The organism is Streptomyces sp. NPDC012935 (genome assembly GCF_042900345.1).
GTDB lineage: Bacteria > Actinomycetota > Actinomycetes > Streptomycetales > Streptomycetaceae > Streptomyces.
The window spans coordinates 547,041-565,137 of record NZ_JBIBBC010000002.1 but is presented as its reverse complement, the minus strand read 5'-3'; the positions used below and the strand labels follow the sequence as shown (position 1 = coordinate 565,137).

The 18,097-nt window shown below is 71.6% G+C and carries 17 protein-coding genes; 7 read left to right on the top strand and 10 right to left on the bottom strand.

What is annotated here, in order from left to right:
* Positions 1–34 precede the first annotated feature (34 nt).
* Together ACFY5C_RS07955 and ACFY5C_RS07950 are read left to right on the top strand one after the other, a co-directional pair.
* Positions 35–871, top strand: coding sequence for a Scr1 family TA system antitoxin-like transcriptional regulator (locus tag ACFY5C_RS07955; protein ID WP_389441797.1), 837 nt, complete (start codon positions 35–37; stop codon positions 869–871).
* Positions 868–1,056 carry a DUF397 domain-containing protein gene (locus ACFY5C_RS07950; protein WP_389441795.1) on the top strand — a complete coding sequence of 63 codons (189 nt, stop codon included), beginning with the start codon at positions 868–870 and terminating at the stop codon, positions 1,054–1,056. The genes ACFY5C_RS07955 and ACFY5C_RS07950 overlap by 4 nt, the downstream gene beginning before the upstream one ends.
* Here the strand turns inward: ACFY5C_RS07950 and ACFY5C_RS07945 are convergent.
* Both ACFY5C_RS07945 and ACFY5C_RS07940 read right to left on the bottom strand, forming a co-directional pair.
* Positions 1,031–1,708: a response regulator gene (locus ACFY5C_RS07945; protein WP_389441793.1), complete on the bottom strand. Its 678-nt coding sequence runs from the start codon at positions 1,706–1,708 to the stop codon at positions 1,031–1,033. The two genes, ACFY5C_RS07950 and ACFY5C_RS07945, sit on opposite strands and share 26 nt — an antisense overlap.
* The gene (locus ACFY5C_RS07940) at positions 1,705–2,934 is read right to left on the bottom strand and encodes a sensor histidine kinase (RefSeq protein WP_389441792.1); all 1,230 of its coding nucleotides are present in this window, start codon (positions 2,932–2,934) and stop codon (positions 1,705–1,707) included. Before ACFY5C_RS07940 ends, ACFY5C_RS07945 begins: the two co-directional genes overlap by 4 nt.
* 310 nt (positions 2,935–3,244) lie before the next feature.
* Between ACFY5C_RS07940 and ACFY5C_RS07935 the strand changes: the two genes are divergently transcribed.
* Complete coding sequence (locus ACFY5C_RS07935) at positions 3,245–3,961, top strand: ABC transporter ATP-binding protein (RefSeq protein ID WP_389441791.1); 717 nt, start codon at positions 3,245–3,247, stop codon at positions 3,959–3,961.
* Positions 3,958–6,342, top strand: a complete 2,385-nt coding sequence (locus tag ACFY5C_RS07930) for an FtsX-like permease family protein (protein WP_389441789.1) — start codon at positions 3,958–3,960, stop codon at positions 6,340–6,342. Before ACFY5C_RS07935 ends, ACFY5C_RS07930 begins: the two co-directional genes overlap by 4 nt.
* Before the next feature lie 83 nt (positions 6,343–6,425).
* Here ACFY5C_RS07930 and ACFY5C_RS07925 read toward each other — a convergent pair whose 3' ends face one another.
* Positions 6,426–7,709, bottom strand: a complete 1,284-nt coding sequence (locus ACFY5C_RS07925; RefSeq protein WP_389441787.1) for an adenylosuccinate synthase — start codon at positions 7,707–7,709, stop codon at positions 6,426–6,428.
* A 196-nt stretch (positions 7,710–7,905) separates the two neighbouring features.
* Here ACFY5C_RS07925 and ACFY5C_RS07920 point away from each other — a divergent pair, with 196 nt between their 5' ends.
* Entirely contained in the window at positions 7,906–8,763 is an 858-nt protein-coding gene (locus ACFY5C_RS07920) for a diacylglycerol kinase (RefSeq protein WP_389441785.1), read from the top strand.
* 85 nt (positions 8,764–8,848) lie between these two features.
* Here the strand turns inward: ACFY5C_RS07920 and ACFY5C_RS07915 are convergent, their stop codons facing one another.
* Entirely contained in the window at positions 8,849–9,352 is a 504-nt protein-coding gene (locus ACFY5C_RS07915; RefSeq protein ID WP_389441783.1) for a GbsR/MarR family transcriptional regulator, read from the bottom strand.
* Between the two features lie 73 nt (positions 9,353–9,425).
* Between ACFY5C_RS07915 and ACFY5C_RS07910 the strand changes: the two genes are divergently transcribed.
* Both ACFY5C_RS07910 and ACFY5C_RS07905 read left to right on the top strand, forming a co-directional pair.
* Positions 9,426–10,346 (top strand): ATP-binding cassette domain-containing protein, encoded by a 921-nt coding sequence (locus tag ACFY5C_RS07910; protein WP_389441780.1) that lies wholly within the window; start codon positions 9,426–9,428, stop codon positions 10,344–10,346.
* Positions 10,343–11,965, top strand: a complete 1,623-nt coding sequence (locus tag ACFY5C_RS07905; protein WP_389441777.1) for an ABC transporter permease — start codon at positions 10,343–10,345, stop codon at positions 11,963–11,965. The genes ACFY5C_RS07910 and ACFY5C_RS07905 overlap by 4 nt, the downstream gene beginning before the upstream one ends.
* 9 nt (positions 11,966–11,974) lie before the next feature.
* Here ACFY5C_RS07905 and ACFY5C_RS07900 read toward each other — a convergent pair whose 3' ends face one another.
* From ACFY5C_RS07900 to ACFY5C_RS07875, 6 genes are all read right to left on the bottom strand, one after another.
* Positions 11,975–12,571, bottom strand: a complete 597-nt coding sequence (locus tag ACFY5C_RS07900) for a Uma2 family endonuclease (protein WP_389441774.1) — start codon at positions 12,569–12,571, stop codon at positions 11,975–11,977.
* A gap of 88 nt (positions 12,572–12,659) precedes the next feature.
* Positions 12,660–13,880: a cytochrome P450 gene (locus ACFY5C_RS07895; protein ID WP_389441772.1), complete on the bottom strand. Its 1,221-nt coding sequence runs from the start codon at positions 13,878–13,880 to the stop codon at positions 12,660–12,662.
* 47 nt (positions 13,881–13,927) lie between these two features.
* Positions 13,928–14,593, bottom strand: a complete 666-nt coding sequence (locus ACFY5C_RS07890; RefSeq protein WP_389441769.1) for a response regulator — start codon at positions 14,591–14,593, stop codon at positions 13,928–13,930.
* A complete protein-coding gene (locus ACFY5C_RS07885) occupies positions 14,590–15,930 on the bottom strand; it encodes a sensor histidine kinase (RefSeq protein WP_389441766.1) in 1,341 nt (446 codons plus the stop codon). Before ACFY5C_RS07885 ends, ACFY5C_RS07890 begins: the two co-directional genes overlap by 4 nt.
* A gap of 134 nt (positions 15,931–16,064) precedes the next feature.
* On the bottom strand, positions 16,065–16,739 hold the full coding sequence (locus tag ACFY5C_RS07880; protein WP_369272470.1) for a response regulator: 675 nt from the start codon (positions 16,737–16,739) through the stop codon (positions 16,065–16,067).
* Positions 16,736–18,040 (bottom strand): sensor histidine kinase, encoded by a 1,305-nt coding sequence (locus ACFY5C_RS07875; protein ID WP_389442205.1) that lies wholly within the window; start codon positions 18,038–18,040, stop codon positions 16,736–16,738. The genes ACFY5C_RS07880 and ACFY5C_RS07875 overlap by 4 nt, the downstream gene beginning before the upstream one ends.
* Between the last annotated feature and the right edge of the window lie 57 nt (positions 18,041–18,097).

Here is an 18,097-nt window from a genome sequence, read left to right as displayed (position 1 = left end):
CGGTTGAGTTCGGTTGAGTTCGGAGGTGACCGCAATGGCGCGGGCGGAGAACAAGTCGGAGGCAGGCGGTACGGCCCATTTGGTCGCCGCCCTGGCGAAGGCGTTGCGGGAGCAACACGGGCTGACTCAGCCACAGTTGGGCGAGAAGCTCGGGTACACGGCCGCGGCGATCAGCGCGATGGAGACGTGCGCGCAGCCCGCGAGCGATCAGATGCTGGTGGGGTTGGAGGCGGAGCTCGGGGGTGGGCTGGGCGTCTTCGAGGAGGCGCGCAAATGGATGCTGCTGGAGAAGTATCCGGCGCAGTTCAAGAACTACGTGCTGCTGGAGCAGCAGGCGCTGACGCTCTCCACGTACGTCACCTTCGTGGTGCACGGCCTCTTCCAGACGGAGCAGTACACCCGCGCACTGATCGGGGGCGGCTATCCACCCCTCAAGGACGAGCGCGTGGAGGAGCTGGTCGAGGCCCGGTTGGCGCGACGGGCGCTCCTCGACCGGGACCCGACTGCACTGATCGAGCTGGTCGTCGAGGAGTCCGCGCTGCGGCGCACGATCGGCAACCGGGAGGTCATGCATGGGCAGCTCCAGCACCTCGCGCAGTGCGCCAAGCGCCGCAATGTGACGGTCCAGGTGCTACCCATGGACTGCGGGCTGGGCGGTGAGCACTTCGGCGCCCACGGCGAGATGACCTTGGTACAGAGCCCGGAGCACGAGCACCTCGTATACCTGGAAGCACAGGACGAGAGCATCCTCGTGAGCGCCTCGACCAGAGTGACGACATACGCACATCGCTATGCGAAGATCCGGTCACAGGCCCTGGGTCCACGGGAATCACTGGGCCTCATCGAGCAGTTGGCAGGAGAACTCCAGTGACAAGCACCCTGCAGTGGTACAAGTCCAGCTACAGCAGCGCCAGCGGTGGCGAATGCCTGGAAGTCGCCCCCTGCCCCCACACCCCCACCATCCACATCCGCGACTCCAAAAACCCCGACGGCCCCAACCTCACCGTCTCCGGCGGGGCCTGGGCCGCCTTCACCTCGCGTCTCCCCCAGGCGTGATCAGTCCCGTCTCGTAGGCCACCACCACCGCCTGCGCGCGGTCCCGCAGGCGGAGCTTGGACAGGATGCGGGCGACGTGTGTCTTCACGGTGGCCTCGCTCAGCGCGAACCGGGAGGCGAGCTCGGCGTTGCTGAGGCCGGTGCCCAGGCACTGGAGGACCTGCCGTTCGCGGGGTGTCAGCACCGCCAGGTCCCGGTGCAGGGCGGCGGTCGCCGTGTCCTGGGTGACGAAGCGTTCGACCAGGCGGCGGGTGATGGCCGGGGCGAGCAGCGCGTCGCCGGAGCGGGCCAGCCGGACGGCGGCGACGAGGTGTTCCGGTGTGACGTCCTTGAGGAGGAAGCCGCTGGCGCCCGCGGTGAGGGCGGCGTAGACGTAGCGGTCGAGGTCGTAGGTCGTGAGGATCAGGACCCGGGGCGGGTCGGGGGTCGCGCCGGAGAGGATGCGACGGGTGGCCTCAAGGCCGTCGAGGCCCGGCATCCGGATGTCCATGAGGACGAGGTCGGGGCGGGTGCGTTCGACGGCCGCCACCGCCTGCTCGCCGTCCGCCGCCTCGGCGACGACGTCGATGCCGTCGGCGGTCAGGATCATGCTGAAGCCGGTGCGGACCAGGGCCTGGTCGTCGGCGATCACCACGCGGGGCGCGTCGCTCATGAGACCCCCTCGGGCGCTTGGTCCACCGGCTTCTCCACGGGTATGACCGCGCGTACCCGGAAACCTCCCGTGGGCCGTACGCCCGCATCCAGGGTGCCGCCGTAGACGGCGAGCCGTTCGCGCAGGCCGAGCAGTCCCCGGCCGCCCTCGGGACCGGCCGGGGTCGCGGCCGTGCCGCCTGTGTCGGAAACCTCCACGTGCACGGCGTCGGGCGTGTGGCCGACGGTCACCCGCACCGTCGCCCCGGCGGCGTGCTTGACGACGTTCGTCAGCGCCTCCTGCACCACCCGGTACGCGGCCAGGTCGGCGCCGGCGACAAGCGGTGCCGCGGCGCCCGTGACGGTCAGCTCGACGGGGACGCCGGTCGCGCGGACCCGGTCCACGAGCGCGGTCACCTGGGAGAGGCCCGGCTGCGGGGCCAGACCGGCGTCGGCGGCCGGGTCCGCGCCGGAGTCCCCGTCCATGGTCAACAGGCCCATCACATGGCGCAGTTCGGCCATCGCGGTGCGCCCGCCCGCCTCGACCGCCAGCAGTGCCTCGCGGGCCCGGTCGGGCGCGGCGTCCATCACCTTGCGGGCCGCGCCCGCCTGGATCACCATCACGCTCACATTGTGGGTGACGACGTCGTGCAACTCCCGGGCGATCCGGGCGCGTTCACGTTCGACCGCGAGGCGGGTGGCGGTCTCCTGCTGTTTCTGGAGGTCACGGACGCGCTGCTGCCAGGTGTGGATCGCGTTCGCCCCGAGTCCGACTCCGAGCAGCACCAGGAACGGCACGAAGCCCGGCGTGAAGTACGGGAAGTACTCGTCGTGGAACACCGCCATCAGCACCGCGCCGACCAGCACACTGACCAGCGCCTGGATGCGCCGCGGGCTGTGCACGGCGGCGCTGTAGGCGGCGACCACGCACGACAGGAACGTGTACACGGTCGCGCCGCTCGCGCCGGAGCGCTGGCCGAACACCAGGGTCACACCGAGCACGGCCCAGAACGCGGCCAGCGGATAGCGGCGGCGCACGATCAGGGGCAACGCGGTCAACGCGGCGAGGACCAGCTCCCCGGGGTCGGCCGTGGGGCCCACGACTGCGGCCGGCGGCCCGGGCGGCGGCGGAACGGCCGGCCCGCCCACGCCGAACGACGGAACCCTCATCACCGCGTCCCGGTCCAGCGAGGCGCTCACCGTGCACACGGCCAGGACGAGGGCGAGGATCGCGTCGGCCGTCCACATCCACCGCGACGGCCGCGGCAACGCCGCGACAACGGCCCTCCACCGCCGCGCGCCTGTCCGCCCATCCACCCCGAGTGTCCCGGCCACCCCGCTCATGGGCTCAGTCTGGCAAGGGCCCCGCGCGGCCACATCCCTCCCGCCGCGGACCGCCACCGAGCGGCCGTACATCTTCCTCGTACATCTCGGGGATGACGTTCCCGCCACGTCACCCCTGCACGGCAGTCGCTCTCGCCACCGCGGGCGACGCCCCGGGCCCGGCCCCGCCCCTAGCGTCGCGCCGAACCGTCAACCACCAGCCGGGGAGGGGCCCATGACCACGAGCGCGCCGCCTGTGATCGACATCCGAGACGTGAGCAGGACGTTCGGGGAAGGGCCGCCGGCGCTGGCCGGGGTGAGCCTGAGCGTGCGGGCCGGGGAGGCGGTGGCCGTACTCGGGCCCTCGGGCAGCGGCAAGTCGACGCTGCTCAACCTGATCGCGGGGCTGGACCGGCCGAGCAGGGGGAGTGTCACCGTGGACGGGCTGCGGGTGGACCGGCTCGGCGAGGCCGCGTCGGCGAGGTACCGCAGGTCGCGGATCGGCATGGTCTTCCAGTTCTTCAACCTGCTGGAGGACCTCACGGTCGCCGACAACGTGCTGCTGCCCGCCCAGCTCGCCGGCGCACCCCGCGCCGAGGCCCGCCGCCGCGCCGCCGGTCTGCTGGCACACCTCCGCATCGAGCGGCACGCGGACGCCCACCCCGGCACGCTGTCCGGCGGGGAACGGCAACGGGTCGCGGTCGCCCGCGCCCTGATGAACCGTCCGGCGCTGCTGCTGGCCGACGAGCCCACCGGCGCGCTGGACACCGCCTCCGGCGAGGACGTACGGGAGCTGCTGGCCGCGCTCAACGCGGACGGGCAGACGATCGTGCTGGTCACCCACGATCTTCGGCTCGCCGAGTCCTGCGCGACCCGCACGGTCGAGCTGGTCGACGGGCGGATCGTCCGGGACTCCCAGGACGTCCGGGGCACACCGGCGGTGGCCGGGTGAGCGCCCTGGGCAGCGTGGTGCGCGCGGGCGTGGGGCGCCGACGGCTGCAGACCCTGGTGATGATCCTGACCACGCTCGTCGCGGTCACCGCGTCCGTCGTGGCGGCCGGGGTGCTCACGGCGTCCCGGGCACCCTTCGAGCACGCGATGGCCGAGCAGCGCGGGGCCCATCTGGCCGCGCAGTTCGACGGCGGCAAGGTCACGGGGACACAACTCGCCGCCAGCGCAAGCGCGTCGGGCGTGACGGCCGCGGCCGGCCCCTTCCGGACCCTCGAACTGCGCCCGCGCACGGTCTCGGCGTCCGACGGGATTCCGGCCGGTGTCACGCTGCCCACGCTGACCGTGGCCGGACGCGCGGACCATCAGGGGCCGGTCGACCGGCTGCGGCTCGTCGCGGGCTCCTGGGCCACCCGGCCCGGCCAGATCGTGCTGGCGGAGGCCGACTCACCGCTGCGCCCGGGCGCCCGCCTGTCCTTCCCCGACCTGCCGGGCAGCCCGACGCTGACCGTGGCAGGCCTGGCCCGCTCGGTGACCGGCACCGCGGACGCGTGGGTGACTCCCGCCCAGGCCGAGGCGCTGACCAAGAAGCCCGGCACTCCCACGTACGAGATGCTCTACCGCTTCCGGCAGGCCGGCACCGACGCGCAGCTGTCCGCCGCCCGCGCCTCGATCGCCGCCGCCATGCCCGGCGGCGCGCTGACCGCGACGCGGTCCCACCTCGTCGTCCAGCAGGAGCAGCTCGCCAACGCGCTGGCATTCGTGCCCTTCGTGGCCGCCTTCGGTGTGCTCGGTCTGGCCATGTCGGTGCTGATCATCGGCATCGTCGTCAGCGGCGCGGTGGGCGCCGCCACCCGGCGCATCGGCATCCTCAAGTCCCTCGGCCTCACTCCGGCCCAGGTGGTGCGGGCGTACGTCGTCCAGGCGCTGGTCCCGGCCGCGCTCGGCTGCGGCCTGGGCGTGGCCCTCGGCAACGTCCTGGCGGGCCCGGTCCTCAGTGACGTCGACGACGTCTACAGCGGCGCGCCCGCCTCGGTGCCCTGGTGGGTCGACGTGGCGGCACCCGCCGTCGCTCTCGCGCTGGTCGCCGTGGCCGCCTTGGTGCCGGCGCTGCGCGCCGGCCGGCTGCGCAGCGTGGAGGCGATCGCCGTCGGGCGCAGGGCGGGCACCGCACGGGGGCGCGTGGCCCGGCGGCTGACCGGGCGGCTGCCCTTGCCGCGCCCGGTCGGTCTCGGTCTCGCGCATCTCTTCGCCCGCCCCGCCCGTTCGTTGACGGCGGCCGCCGCGGTGGCCTTCGCCGCCGTCACGGTCACCTTCGCGGTCGGGCTGGCACTGACCCTCGGTGCGGTGCAGTCGAACCGGATGCTCGACTCCGCCGCTCCGGTCGTCGTGGGCACCGGTGGCGGGCAGGGGCCGCCCGGCGCCCAGGTCGTGCGCGCCCCCGGTCAGCCGGAGCGGGAGACGGCCGACCCGGCCGAGGTCGCCGCCGCTCTGCGCGCGCAGGAGGGGACCCGCCGCTTCTACGGCACCGCCCAGGCCGAGGTCGCCGCGTCGGGCATCACCGGCCGGACCACGGTGACCGGGTACGAGGGCGACACGTCATGGGCGGTGCCCGAACTGGTCTCGGGCAGTTGGTTGACCGGCCCCGGCCAGGCGGTGGTCACGGAGCGCCTTCTGCACGCCGCCGGAATCGCGGTCGGCGACACCCTGACCCTGACGGAGGACGGCCGTCGTACCACCGTCCGCATCGTCGGCGAGGCGTTCTTCACCGAGAACGACGGCATGACCGTGCTGACCCCGGCCACCACCCTCGCCGCCCTGGGCCTGGCCGCCGAACCGACCCGCTTCTACGTCCAGGCGGACCCGGGAACCTCCGAGGCGGCCTACCTGACCTCGCTGAACAAGACCCTGGACGCCATGGGCGCGTACGCCCACCCGGGCGGTGACGGCTCCTCCAGCGTGATCGCGGCCATGGACGCGCTGATCGGCATGCTCACCCTGCTGCTCGTCACGGTCGCGGGCCTGGGAGTGCTCAACACGGTCGTCCTGGACACCCGCGACCGCGTCCACGAGCTCGGCGTCTACAAGTCCCTGGGCATGACACCCCGCCAGACCGTCGGCATGGTGCTCACGTCGATCACCGGCATCGGCCTGCTCGCCTCGGTCGCCGGGATCCCGCTCGGAGTCGCTCTGCACCACTATGTGACCCCGCTGATGGGAGACGCGGTGGATATGAACCTGCCCGGCTCGTACATCGCCGTCTACGCCACGCCGGTCCTGGCCCTGCTCCTGCTGGGCGGCCTGACGATCGCGGTGGCGGGTGCCCTGCTCCCGGCGGGCTGGGCGGCCAGGACGGACCCGGCCAGGGCGCTGCGCACGGAGTGAGCGGGCGCGCCACCGCCCCTCGTACGGCGGGGGAACGCGCGAGCGCCCGGCGGGAGATCCGGCCGGGCGCTCGCACTTCGGTCCTACAGGAACGAGTTGATCTCGATCGTCTCGTCCCGGCCCGGACCCACGCCGATCGCGGAGATCGGGGCGCCGGACATCTCCTCCAGTGCCTTGACGTAGGCCTGGGCGTTCTTCGGGAGGTCGGAGAACGACTTGGCCTTCGAGATGTCCTCGGACCAGCCGGGCAGCATCTCGTAGACCGGCTTGGCGTGGTGGAAGTCGGTCTGGGAGTACGGGAGTTCCTCGACGCGCTTGCCGTCGATCTCGTACGCCACGCAGACCGGGATCTGCTCCCAGCCGGTCAGGACGTCCAGCTTGGTGAGGAAGAAGTCCGTCAGACCGTTCACGCGGGTCGCGTACCGGGCGATCACCGCGTCGAACCAGCCGCAGCGGCGGTCACGGCCGGTCGTCACACCCCGCTCGCCACCGATGCGGCGCAGTGCCTCGCCGTCCTCGTCGAAGAGCTCGGTCGGGAACGGGCCGGCGCCGACGCGGGTCGTGTACGCCTTGAGGATGCCGATCACGCGGCTGATCTTCGTCGGGCCGACGCCGGCGCCCGTGCAGGCACCGCCGGCCGTCGGGTTCGAGGAGGTGACGAAGGGGTACGTGCCGTGGTCGATGTCCAGGAGGGTGCCCTGGCCGCCCTCGAAGAGGACGACCTTGTCGTCCTCCAGCGCCTGGTTGAGGATCAGGACCGTGTCGGCGACGAACGGCTTGATCTTCTCCGCGTAGCCCAGCAGCTCCTCGACGACCTGCTCGACGGCGATCGCGCGGCGGTTGTAGAGCTTGGTGAGGACCTGGTTCTTGACGTCGAGGGCCGCCTCGACCTTCTGGGTGAGGATCGACTCGTCGTAGAGGTCCTGGACGCGGATGCCGACGCGGTTGATCTTGTCGGCGTAGGTCGGGCCGATACCGCGCCCGGTCGTGCCGATCTTCCGCTTGCCGAGGAAGCGTTCCGTCACCTTGTCCACCGTCACGTTGTACGGCGTGATGATGTGCGCGTTTCCGCTGATGAGGAGCTTCGACGTGTCGACGCCGCGCTCGTTCAGACCGCTCAGCTCGGAGAGCAGGACCGACGGGTCGACGACGACGCCGTTTCCGATGACCGGGGTGCACCCCGGGGACAGGATTCCGGAAGGGAGCAGGTGAAGGGCGTACTTCTGATCACCCACGACTACCGTGTGGCCGGCGTTGTTGCCGCCCTGGTAGCGCACCACATAGTCGACGGAGCCGCCTAGCAGGTCCGTCGCCTTTCCCTTGCCTTCGTCACCCCACTGAGCACCGAGCAGCACAAGTGCGGGCACGCGCGTACACCCCTTCCGGGCGGGGCATGTCCAAGGTCAGGGGTGTACGCGGAGGTCTTCCACCGTGTACACCTCGACCGGACGCGACCGTCGTTGGCCGCGAACCGTCGGACCGGACAGCCCCGGAATAGACGAAGCCCCTGGCGCAATAGCGCAAGGGGCTCTTGCACAAAGATGCTACCCGAGGAAGCGAGGCATGGCCGAGGTGGCGACTTTCGCGACGTCCGATCAGCTGCTGGTGGTGATCGATCCGGTTGCTCGGAGGACGGACGGGGAGTCCGTCAGGATCGCGAAAGACGTGCTCAGCGCGGGTGCGGCGACGAAGGTCTGCCTGCCGGACGATCCCGACGAATTCGCCAGGGCGCTGACCCGACGGGGTTCGCGGCGGCCCGTGGTCGTGGGCGACGACCGGGCGCTGATGCGTGCGGTGACGGTGCTGCACCGGCAGCGGGAGCTGGCCGAATGTGTGCTGTCGGTGGTGCCGGTCGGCGGCACGCTGACCCTGGCCGGATCCCTCGGGGTGCCCATAGGGGCGGTGGCGGCGGCCCGGGCGGCGCTGGACGGGGCGGAGCGGCGGCTGGACCTGCTCGTGGACGACAGCGACGGGGTGGTGCTGGGCGCGCTGCGGATCCCGCCGATACGGGACCCCGCCGCGCCGGCCGGGGCCACCGCGGTGGGGTCGATTGCGGGGCGGCCCTGGCTGCGGACGTGTCAGTCGCTGGTACGGACCCTGGTGCCGGCCCGCGGCAGCACCCCTGCCGCGTCCGGGCCGTCACGGCTGCGGGTCGAGGTCGACGGGACGACGCTGGTGGACCTCGACCAGCCGGTCGAGGCGGTGTCGGTGGCGCCGGGGCTCGCCGGAGTGGCCGAGGTGGAGGTGCGCCCCGCTTCGGTCGGTGCGGAGGCCACACCGCTACGGGCCGAGGGCCGCACGGTGACCGTCTCGGGCGCCCACTTCCGCTACCGGGCCGACACGGCGGTCTCCGGACCCGTACGCAGACGCACATGGACCGTGGGAGAGGGCGGGCTGCGGCTGATGCTGCCGGGGCGGTGAGCCGTGGATCCGGGGCGGCACAGGGCTGAATCCGGGGCGGGGCAGAGCTGCCCCGTTCACGCCGCCCAGCCGTCGAGTCGGTGGGTCAGCCCTGGCCGAAGGTCTTCTCGCGGTGGGCTCGCCAGCGGTCCATCATCGCCGCGACCTCGGTCTCCACGAACTCGAAGAAGGCGAGCGTCTCGGCGAGCCGGCGGCCGGCCGGGGTGTCGGCGCCGAGGCTGGTGACGCCCTCGCGCAGGGCGACCTCCCACCGCTTGAGCACGGCCTCGCGGTTGGTCAGGGCCTCGTACCACTGGTCGCCGTGCACCCGGTAGCGCTCCCGGCGCGAGCCGGGTTCCCGCTCGCGCGTCACCATGTGCGTCTGGGACAGGTAGCGCACCGCCCCGGAGACGGCCGCGGGGCTGATGCGGAGCTGTTCGCTCAGTTCGGCGGAGGTCAGCACGCCCTTGTCGGAGGAGAGCAGCGCGGCGAAGACGCGGGCGGCCATGCGCTGCATCCCCGCCTCGACGAGCTGCGCCGCGAAGGACTCCACGAACTTCGACACGGACTCCGCGTCCCGGCCTGCTCCTGCGCCGACTGATTCCGTCATGCAGCCATCCTATCGACGGTTTCCATGCTTCTTTAACTTCACAAATTTCTGAAAGAAGCGTACGTTCTGAAGCATGACGAAGGCAATCACCGTCTCCGGACTGCACAAGTCGTTCGGCAAGACGCATGCGCTCGACGGCCTCGACCTGGACGTCGAGACCGGCGAGGTCCACGGCTTCCTCGGCCCCAACGGCGCCGGCAAGTCCACCACCATCCGCGTCCTGCTCGGCCTGCTGCGCGCCGATTCGGGCGGTGCGCAGGTGCTCGGCCGCGACCCCTGGGCGGACGCGGTGGAGGTGCACCGCCGGATCGCGTACGTGCCGGGTGATGTGACGCTGTGGCGGAACCTGTCCGGTGGTGAGGTCATCGACCTGTACGGCAGACTGCGCGGCGGCCTCGACAAGCAGCGCCGGGCCGAGCTGATCGAGCGGTTCGAGCTGGACCCGACGAAGAAGGGCCGCACGTACTCCAAGGGCAACCGCCAGAAGGTCGCCCTCGTCGCCGCGTTCGCCTCCGACGTCGACCTGCTGATCCTCGACGAGCCGACGTCCGGTCTGGACCCGTTGATGGAGGAGGTCTTCCAGCGCTGCGTCGAGGAGGAGCGCGAGCGCGGCCGTACGATCCTGCTCTCCTCGCACATCCTCAGCGAGGTCGAGGAACTCTGCGACCGGGTCAGCATCATCCGCAAGGGCCGTACGGTCGAGAGCGGCTCCCTCGCCGACCTGCGCCATCTGACGCGGACCAGCGTCACGGCCGAACTGGCCGGTCCGCCGAACGGGTTGGCGCACCTGCCCGGAGTCCACGACCTCGCCATGCAGTCAATTGAGGGGGGTCAGGGCCACCGCGTCCGCCTCCAGGTCGACACCGACAAACTCGACGCCGTCCTGCGGTCGCTCAGCGAGTCCGGCGTGCGGTCGCTGACCTCGACGCCGCCGACGCTCGAGGAGCTGTTCCTGCGGCACTACCAGGCCGACATGAGCGAGGTGGCCCGATGACGACGGCGACCACGACGACCGCGGACTTCGCCGTACGAACCGGCGGCCGCACCCGCCAACTCGCCGGTACGGGCACGCTGTTGCGCTTCGCCCTGCGCCGCGACCGGGTGATGATCCCGGTCTGGGTGGCGGTGAACGCGCTGATGATCCTCTCCATGCCGAACACCCTGGAGAACCTGTACGCCACCCCGGCCGACCGGGCCGACCTGGTGCAGGACACCGCCACCAACGCCTCCTTCCGCGCCCTGATCGGCCCGGTCTTCGGCGACTCGATCGGCGCCCTGACGGCCTGGCGGGTCGGCGTGTACGCGGGCGCCCTCGCGGCCGTGCTGAGCATGCTCCTCGTCGTACGGCACACCCGTGACGAGGAGGAGAGCGGCCGTCAGGAGTTGGTGGCGTCCGGGATGGTGGGCCGGCGGGCCTCCCTGACGGCGGCGCTGCTCACGGCGGCCGTCGCGAATGCCGTACTGGCGGTGCTGGTGACCGCCGGCCTCGCGGGCCAGGGGGCGTCCGGCGCGCTGGCGTTCGGTCTCGGTCTCGCCGGGGTCGGCATGGTCTTCGCCACGCTCGCGGCGATCGTCGCCCAGTTCACGGAGAGCGCCCGGCTGGCGCGGGGGCTGACGGCGGGGCTGGTGGGCGCCGCGTTCGTGCTGCGCGCGGCGGGCGACTCGGCGTCGGACGACGGTTCGTCGGCGCTGACGTGGGTGTCACCGCTGGGCTGGCTGGAGAACCTGCGGCCGTTCGCGGACGAGCGCTGGTGGGTCCTGCTGCTGTTCGCGGGGGCGGCCGTCGTCCAGGGCGTGGTGGCGTACGAACTCGCCGGGCGCCGGGACGTCGGCATGAGCTTCCTGCCCGCCCGGCCCGGACCGGCCGACGGCCGCCTCGGCACGGCGGGCGCGCTCGCCTGGCGGCTCCAGCGCGGCAGTGTGCTCGGCTGGAGCATCGGCTTCTTCCTCGCCGGGGTCATCTATGGCGGGCTCACCGACGGGGTGGCCGACCTGGTCGGCGACAACGACAACGCCCGCGAGATCTTCCAGCGGATGGGAGGCCAGTCCGGCATCACCGACGCCTTCCTCGCCTCGATGGTCGGCATGCTCGGCCTGATCGCCGCCCTGTACGTGGTGGCGTCCGTCCTGCGGCTGCACGGCGAGGAGACGTCGATGCGGGCGGAACCGATCCTGGCGAACGCGGTGGGCCGCCTGCGCTGGGCTGCCGGCCACCTCGTGATCGCCTTCGCCGGATCGGCCCTGATCATGCTCCTGGCCGGCCTCGGCTTCGCGGTCGGCTACGGCAAACAGCTCGGCCCGATCCTGGGCGCCTGCCTGGTCCAACTCCCCGCGGTCTGGGTCGTCGGCGGCCTGGCGGTCCTCCTGTACGGCCTGCTCCCGCGCGCGGCGATGGCGGCGTGGGGAGTGGCCGGCGCGATCCTGCTGATCGGCTGGGTGGGCCCCGCGCTGGACGTCCCGCAGGCGGTACTCGACCTGTCCCCGTTCGGGCATCTGCCGAAGCTGCCGGGCGGGGGGATGGAGTGGGGGCCGGTGCTGACGCTCACCGGTCTCGCGGTGGTGCTGGTGGCCGGGGGGCTGGCGGGGTTGCGGCGGCGGGACATGACGACGTGACGAGTCGGATCAGTCGACGTACTGCTTGAGTTCCTCGGTGTCGAGTTCGATGCCCACGGGGGCGGGGAGAGTGACCTTGCCTCCCAGCCGCACCGTGTGGATCTCGCGGTAACCGTCCTCCAGATCGGGCGCGGTGTGCACGAGGACTGAGAGATTGTCCCGGTCGATCAGCAGGTAGACGGGGATGCCTGCCTCTGCGTATGCCCGGGGCTTCTCGACACGGTCGCGGTTGTGTGTGTCCGAGTCGTACGACGTGATCTCGACCGCCATCAACACGCCGTCGGGTCTGGCCCAGTCGCCCTGGCCGTTGAAGTAACCCACCGGCGCGAGCAGAGCGTCGGGCCGGGCCCGGCCCCTGCGGTACGCCTCGACCTTCAGCCCCTGGTTCGTCGTATAGAGGGTGAGGTCGGGTCGTGCTTGCTTGCACTTGAAGACCAACCACATCGCGATCTCGCCGTGGCTGCCGTTCGTCACTTTCCTGACCCCGATCCGTCCGCCGATGAACTCGAAGCTGACGGTCTCGTCCTCGCGAGCGGCGAATTCTGCGATCCGCTCGAACATGTCCACCGACAACTGAGACGACGCACGCTCTGCCATAACCGTCATGGTGCCTCCCTTCGTAGGCAGGCACCAGCTTGACGAGCCGTCGGCGACCCTCGATCGGGATTCGCTCAGTGATCAGCCGAACGAGTGATCACCCCACCTCGACGCGCAACCCCTCCAGCCCCCGGATCACAAAGTTCGGCTTCCGCTCCGGCTCTGCCGCCAGACGCAGGGTCGGCGCCTGCTCCAGCAGTGCCGTCATCGACGCCGCCAGTTCGATGCGGGCCAGCGGGGCTCCGATGCAGTAGTGGATGCCGGCGCTGAAGGAGATGTGCGGGTTCTCCTTGCGGGTGAGGTCCAGCCCGGCCGGGTGCTCGAAGACCGTCGCGTCGTGGTTCGCGGATCCGAACAGCATGGCGATCTCCGCGCCGCGCGGGATCGTCGTGCCGTCGATCTCGATCTCGTCCAGGACCCAGCGCTCGAAGAGCTGCAGCGGGGTGTCGTAGCGCATCAGCTCCTCGATCGCCGAGGGGATCAGGGAGTGGTCGGCGCGCAGGGCCGCCAGCTGGTCGGGGTTGCGGAACAGCGCCCACCAGCCGTTGACCGTGGAGTTCACCGTGGCCTCGTGGCCGGCGTTCAGCAGGAGGACCGCCGTCGAGATCATCTCCTGCTCGGTGAGGCGGTCGCCCTCGTCGTACGCCGCGATCAGACCCGAGATCAGGTCGTCGCCCGGCTCCTTTCGGCGGGCCGCGATCAGCTCCAGGAGGTACTCCGAGAACTCGACCGACGCCCGGACCGCCTTGGTCGCCGTCTCCTCGGACGGGTTCAGCTCGTACATCCCGCAGATGTCCGCCGACCAGGGCCGCAGCTGCGCCCGGTCCGACTCGGGAATCCCCAGCATCTCGGCGATCACCGCGACCGGCAGGGGCTCCGCGACGTCCGTCAGCAGGTCACCGCCGCCCGCCTCGACCAGCGCCGACACCAGCTCGCCCGCCAGCCCCTGCACATACGGCTTCAGCTGCTCCACCGTGCGCGGTGTGAACGCCTTCGACACCAGCCGGCGGATCCGGGTGTGGTCCGGCGGCTCCAGATCGAGCATCCCGTGGTCGTTCAGGACGTGGAACGGCTCGTGCTCCGGCGGTGGCGCCGTCCGCCCGAAGTCCTCGTGCGTGAAACGGTGCTGGTACGTCCGGCCGAGGCGACGGTCCCGCAGCAACGCCGAGACGTCCGCGTGGTGCGGGACCAGCCACTGGTTCGTGGGCTCGAACCAGTGCACCCGGCCCCGGGCCCGCAGCTCTGCGTAGGCGGGGTACGGGTCGGCGAGGAACGCCGGGTCCCACGGGTCGAACGCGAGGGCGGAAGGAGCTGCCATGCCCGGACGTTAGCCCCACCTCCCCCTCCCTGACCAGGGGTGTCCGCTCAGCCCGGCGTGACCAGCCGCGCCTCGTACGCGAACACCGCCGCCTGCGTACGGTCCCGCAGGCCCAGCTTCACCAGGATCCGGCTCACATGGGTCTTGATCGTCGACTCGGCGACCACCAGCCGCTCGGCTATCTCCGAGTTCGACAGGCCCTGCGCGATCAGCACCAGCACCTCCGTCTCCCGCTCGGTCAGATCCCCGTACGCGGCGTGCGCGGACGTCATCAGGCGCGGGGAGTCGGACAGCTTGGAGAACTCCGTGATCAGCCGCCGGGTGATGGACGGGGCCAGCAGGGCCTCGCCGGCCGCCACCACCCGTACCCCGTCGGCGAGTTGGCGTGCGGAGGCGTCCTTCAGCAGGAAGCCCGAGGCTCCTGCGCGCAGCGCCTGGTACACGTACTCGTCGAGGTCGAAGGTGGTCAGCACCAGCACCTTCGCCGCGCCGTCGGCCGCGACTATCTCCCGGGTGGCCTCGATGCCGTTCAGCTCCGGCATGCGGATGTCCATCAGCACGACGTCCGGGGTGAGTTCGCGGACCCGGTCCACCGCTTCCCGCCCGTTGACCGCCTCGCCCACGACCTCGATGTCCGGCATCGCGTTCAGCAGGACCGAGAAGCCCTCGCGCACCATCATCTGGTCGTCCGCGATCAGCACACGGATGGTCATGAGCCGTCCTCTGCCGTCATGGCGACCGGCAGGAACACGGCCACCTCGTAGCCGCCGTCCTCCGTCCGGTCCGCCGTCATCTCACCGTTCAGCATGGTGACGCGCTCCCGCATCCCGGTGATGCCGTGCCCGGCACCCGGCGAGGGTTTCACGAGGGCCGGCGCGGGCGGCGGCCCGTTGACTATGCGCAGGCCGAGACCACCGAGAACGTACCCGACCTCCACCCGGGCACTCGCGCCGGGCGCGTGCCGCAGGCTGTTGCTCAGCGCCTCCTGCACGATCCGGTACGCCGACAGCTCCACGCCGGGCGGCAGCTCGCGGACCGCGCCGATCACCGTCTTGTCCACGCTCAGGCCCGCGTCCCGCACATTCGCCAGCAGCGCGTCCAGATCGGCGAGGGTGGGCTGCGGGGCGTCCGGGGCCTCGTAGTCCTCGGCGCGGACGACGCCTAGGACGCGACGCAGTTCTGTGAGGGCCGCCACCGCGTTCTCCCGGATGGTGGCGAAGGCCCGCTCCAGCTCCGGCGGCGGGTTCTCCACCCGGTAGGGGGCGGCCTCCGCCTGGATGGCGACGACCGACATGTGGTGGGCCACCACGTCGTGCAGCTCCCGGGCGATGTTCGTGCGCTCCTCCAGCAGGGTGCGCCTGGAGCGCTCCTGAGCGGTCACGGTCTGCTGGGCGGTGACCTCCTGCCGTGCCTCCTTGCGGGTGTGCCAGACGGCGACGACGAGCAGCATCAGTGCGGAGAGGATCAGCATGGGGCCGGAGTTCGTGCCGTAGTAGCCCGGCGACCCGAACAGCACGTCAGCCGCGAAGGCGTACGCCGCGGTGACGATCCACATGTAGGCGGCCGTGCGGGGCCTGGTGCGTATGGCGACGACCGTCAGCACGGTCAGATGGCAGACGAAGGTCGCGGGCAGCCACGGCCAGCCGTCCCACGAGCTGCCGAAGACCTGGCTGACCGGGGTGGCAGCCATCGACAGCCAGAACGCTCCGACCGGCCGGACCATGGTCAGGAGGATCGGGATCAGGGCGAGCGGGCCGAGCAGCAGCGCCCCCTTGTCATTGTCGGCGGCGGACATGAGGAGCGTGAGCAGGCCGATCGCGGCGATCACGGCGTGCGGTGTCCAGGCCGCGTGCTCGCGCAGGCGGCCGGGCAGCCGCCGGGTCACGGGGCCGTCGACCTTCATCCGGGCCAGCGGGCGGTAGGCGAAGGCGTCGTGGAACAGATCCTGGCGCAGCCCCTGCAGGGCGTTCGCAGCCAGCCGGAATTCGGGGCTGCGTGTCTTGGCCCCGTCCCCGGGTGGCGGGGTCGGCATCTGAGTCGTCTCGGTCACGTACAGAACGGTAGGCGCAGGGCCGTGTCGCGGTCGTCCCCAGTGAGAGGGGTTCCCGCAGGTCCATCTCAGGTACTACGGGTATCGCTGCTGGTCGAGGCCGGGTGCGGGTGGCCGGTGGGTGGCGGCGCCGCTCAGTATCCGGAGGGCCGCACCAGCCCCGACTCGTACGCGAACACCGCCGCCTGTGTACGGTCCCGCAGGCCCAGCTTCACCAGGATGCGGCCCACGTGGGTCTTCACGGTCTGCTCGGCCACGACGAGGCGCTCGGCGATCTCCGCGTTCGACAGGCCCTGCGCGATCAGCGCGAGGACCTCCGTCTCCCGTTCGGTCAGGTCGCCGACGCGTTCCTTGAGCGGGGCGCGGGGCCGCTTGACCAGGCGGGAGAACTCGACGATCAGCCGCCGGGTGATGCCGGGCGCGAGCAGGGCGTCGCCGGCCGCCACGACCCGGACCGCCTCGGCCAGCTGGTCGGCGGAGGCGTCCTTGAGGAGGAAGCCCGAGGCGCCCGCGTGCAGCGCCTCGTACACGTACTCGTCGAGATCGAAGGTGGTCAGCACCAGCACCTTGATCTGCGGTGTCGCGGCGGTGATGCGGCGGGTGGCCTCGATGCCGCCGAGTTCGGGCATGCGGATGTCCATCAGCACCACGTCGGGGAGCAGGTCGGCGACCTTCGTGACCGCGTCCAGGCCGTCGACCGCCTGGCCGATCACGTCGATGTCGGGCTTGGTGTTGAGCAGCACGGTGAAACCCTGCCGGACCATCTGCTGGTCGTCGGCGATGAGTACGCGGATGGGGCTGCTCGTCATGCGGTGCCGTCCTTGTCCGGGGCAGGGGCGTGGGCGTGATGGGGATCCTGGGGAACGTAGCCGAGGCCCTCGAGGCGCGGGTATGCGGGAAGATACGCGCTCACCAGGTAGCCGCCGTCCGGCGACGGGTGCGCCGACAGGGCGCCGCCGAGCATCGCGGCCCGCTCCCGCATACCGAGCAGGCCGTGCCCCGCGCCGGGTGACGGCGGCGCGGGACGCTCCGGCCGCGAGTTGGCGACCCACACGGTCAGGCCGCTGCGCTCGTGCACGACCTCGACGCGGGCGGTCGCGCCGGGGGCGTGGCGCAGGACGTTGCTCAGCGCCTCCTGCACGATCCGGTACGCCGACAGCTCCAGGCCGGGCTGCAGCGGGCGGCGCTCTCCGGTGACGGCCAGGGTCACGGTCAGTCCGGCGGCCCGGGTGTTGTCCACGAGCGCGTCGAGCCGGTCGAGAGTGGGTTGCGGAGCGTGCGGGGCGGTGCCCGTGCCGGTGCCGGCCGCTGCCGGGTTGTCCGGGGCGTCGGGGTGTTCCGAGCGCAGGACTCCGAGGACGCGGCGGAGTTCGGTGAGGGCCTCCAGGGCGTTCTGCCGGATGCCGTCGAGGTTCTCCTTCAGCTCGTCGGACGGGTTCTCGACGAGGTGAGGGGCCACCTGGGCCTGGATGGAGATGACCGACATGTGGTGGGCGACCACGTCGTGCAGCTCGCGGGCGATGCGGCTGCGCTCCTCCAGCAGGGTGCGCTGGGCTCGTTCCTCCGCAGTGAGCGTTTCCTGCACGACGAGTTGGGTGCGGGCCTCCTTGCGGCCGCGCAGGGCGGTGCCGACGACGACGGCGATGGCGAAGATGGCGACCGCCGCAGCGCCGGTGCCGGAGTATTTCGTGCCGCCGAACTGGCCCTGGAGGGCGAAGGTGGCCAGGCCTGACACCGCGAGGGCCCCGACGGCCTTGCGGGTGGGGACATGCAGGGCCAGGAGCAGCAGGACGCCGGCGTGGGCGATGATTTCGGGGGCGATCCAGGGCCAGTTGGGGGCGGGGTGGGGGAGCTCCGCGAGATGGGGACGGGCGATCAAGGCGGTGATGAATGTGGCCGCCAGACTGAGGGCCCATGCCCGGCCGGGGCGCCACAGGGCCACGCACAGGGCGAGTCCCTGCGCGAAGCCGGCGATCAGGCCGTTTGCCGTGCTCAGGTCGTAGCCGTCGCTGATTTCGTTGCCGCCGGCCAGGGAGACACCGAGGGCGATCCAGCCGGTGAGGAAGATGGTCAGCCAGCGCAGCCACGTTCTCCCGAAGGGTTTGCGCAGGTTCGTGGCGCGGGTGCGCTTCTTGAGTGCGGGTGTGTGCGTCTTACCACCCGCACC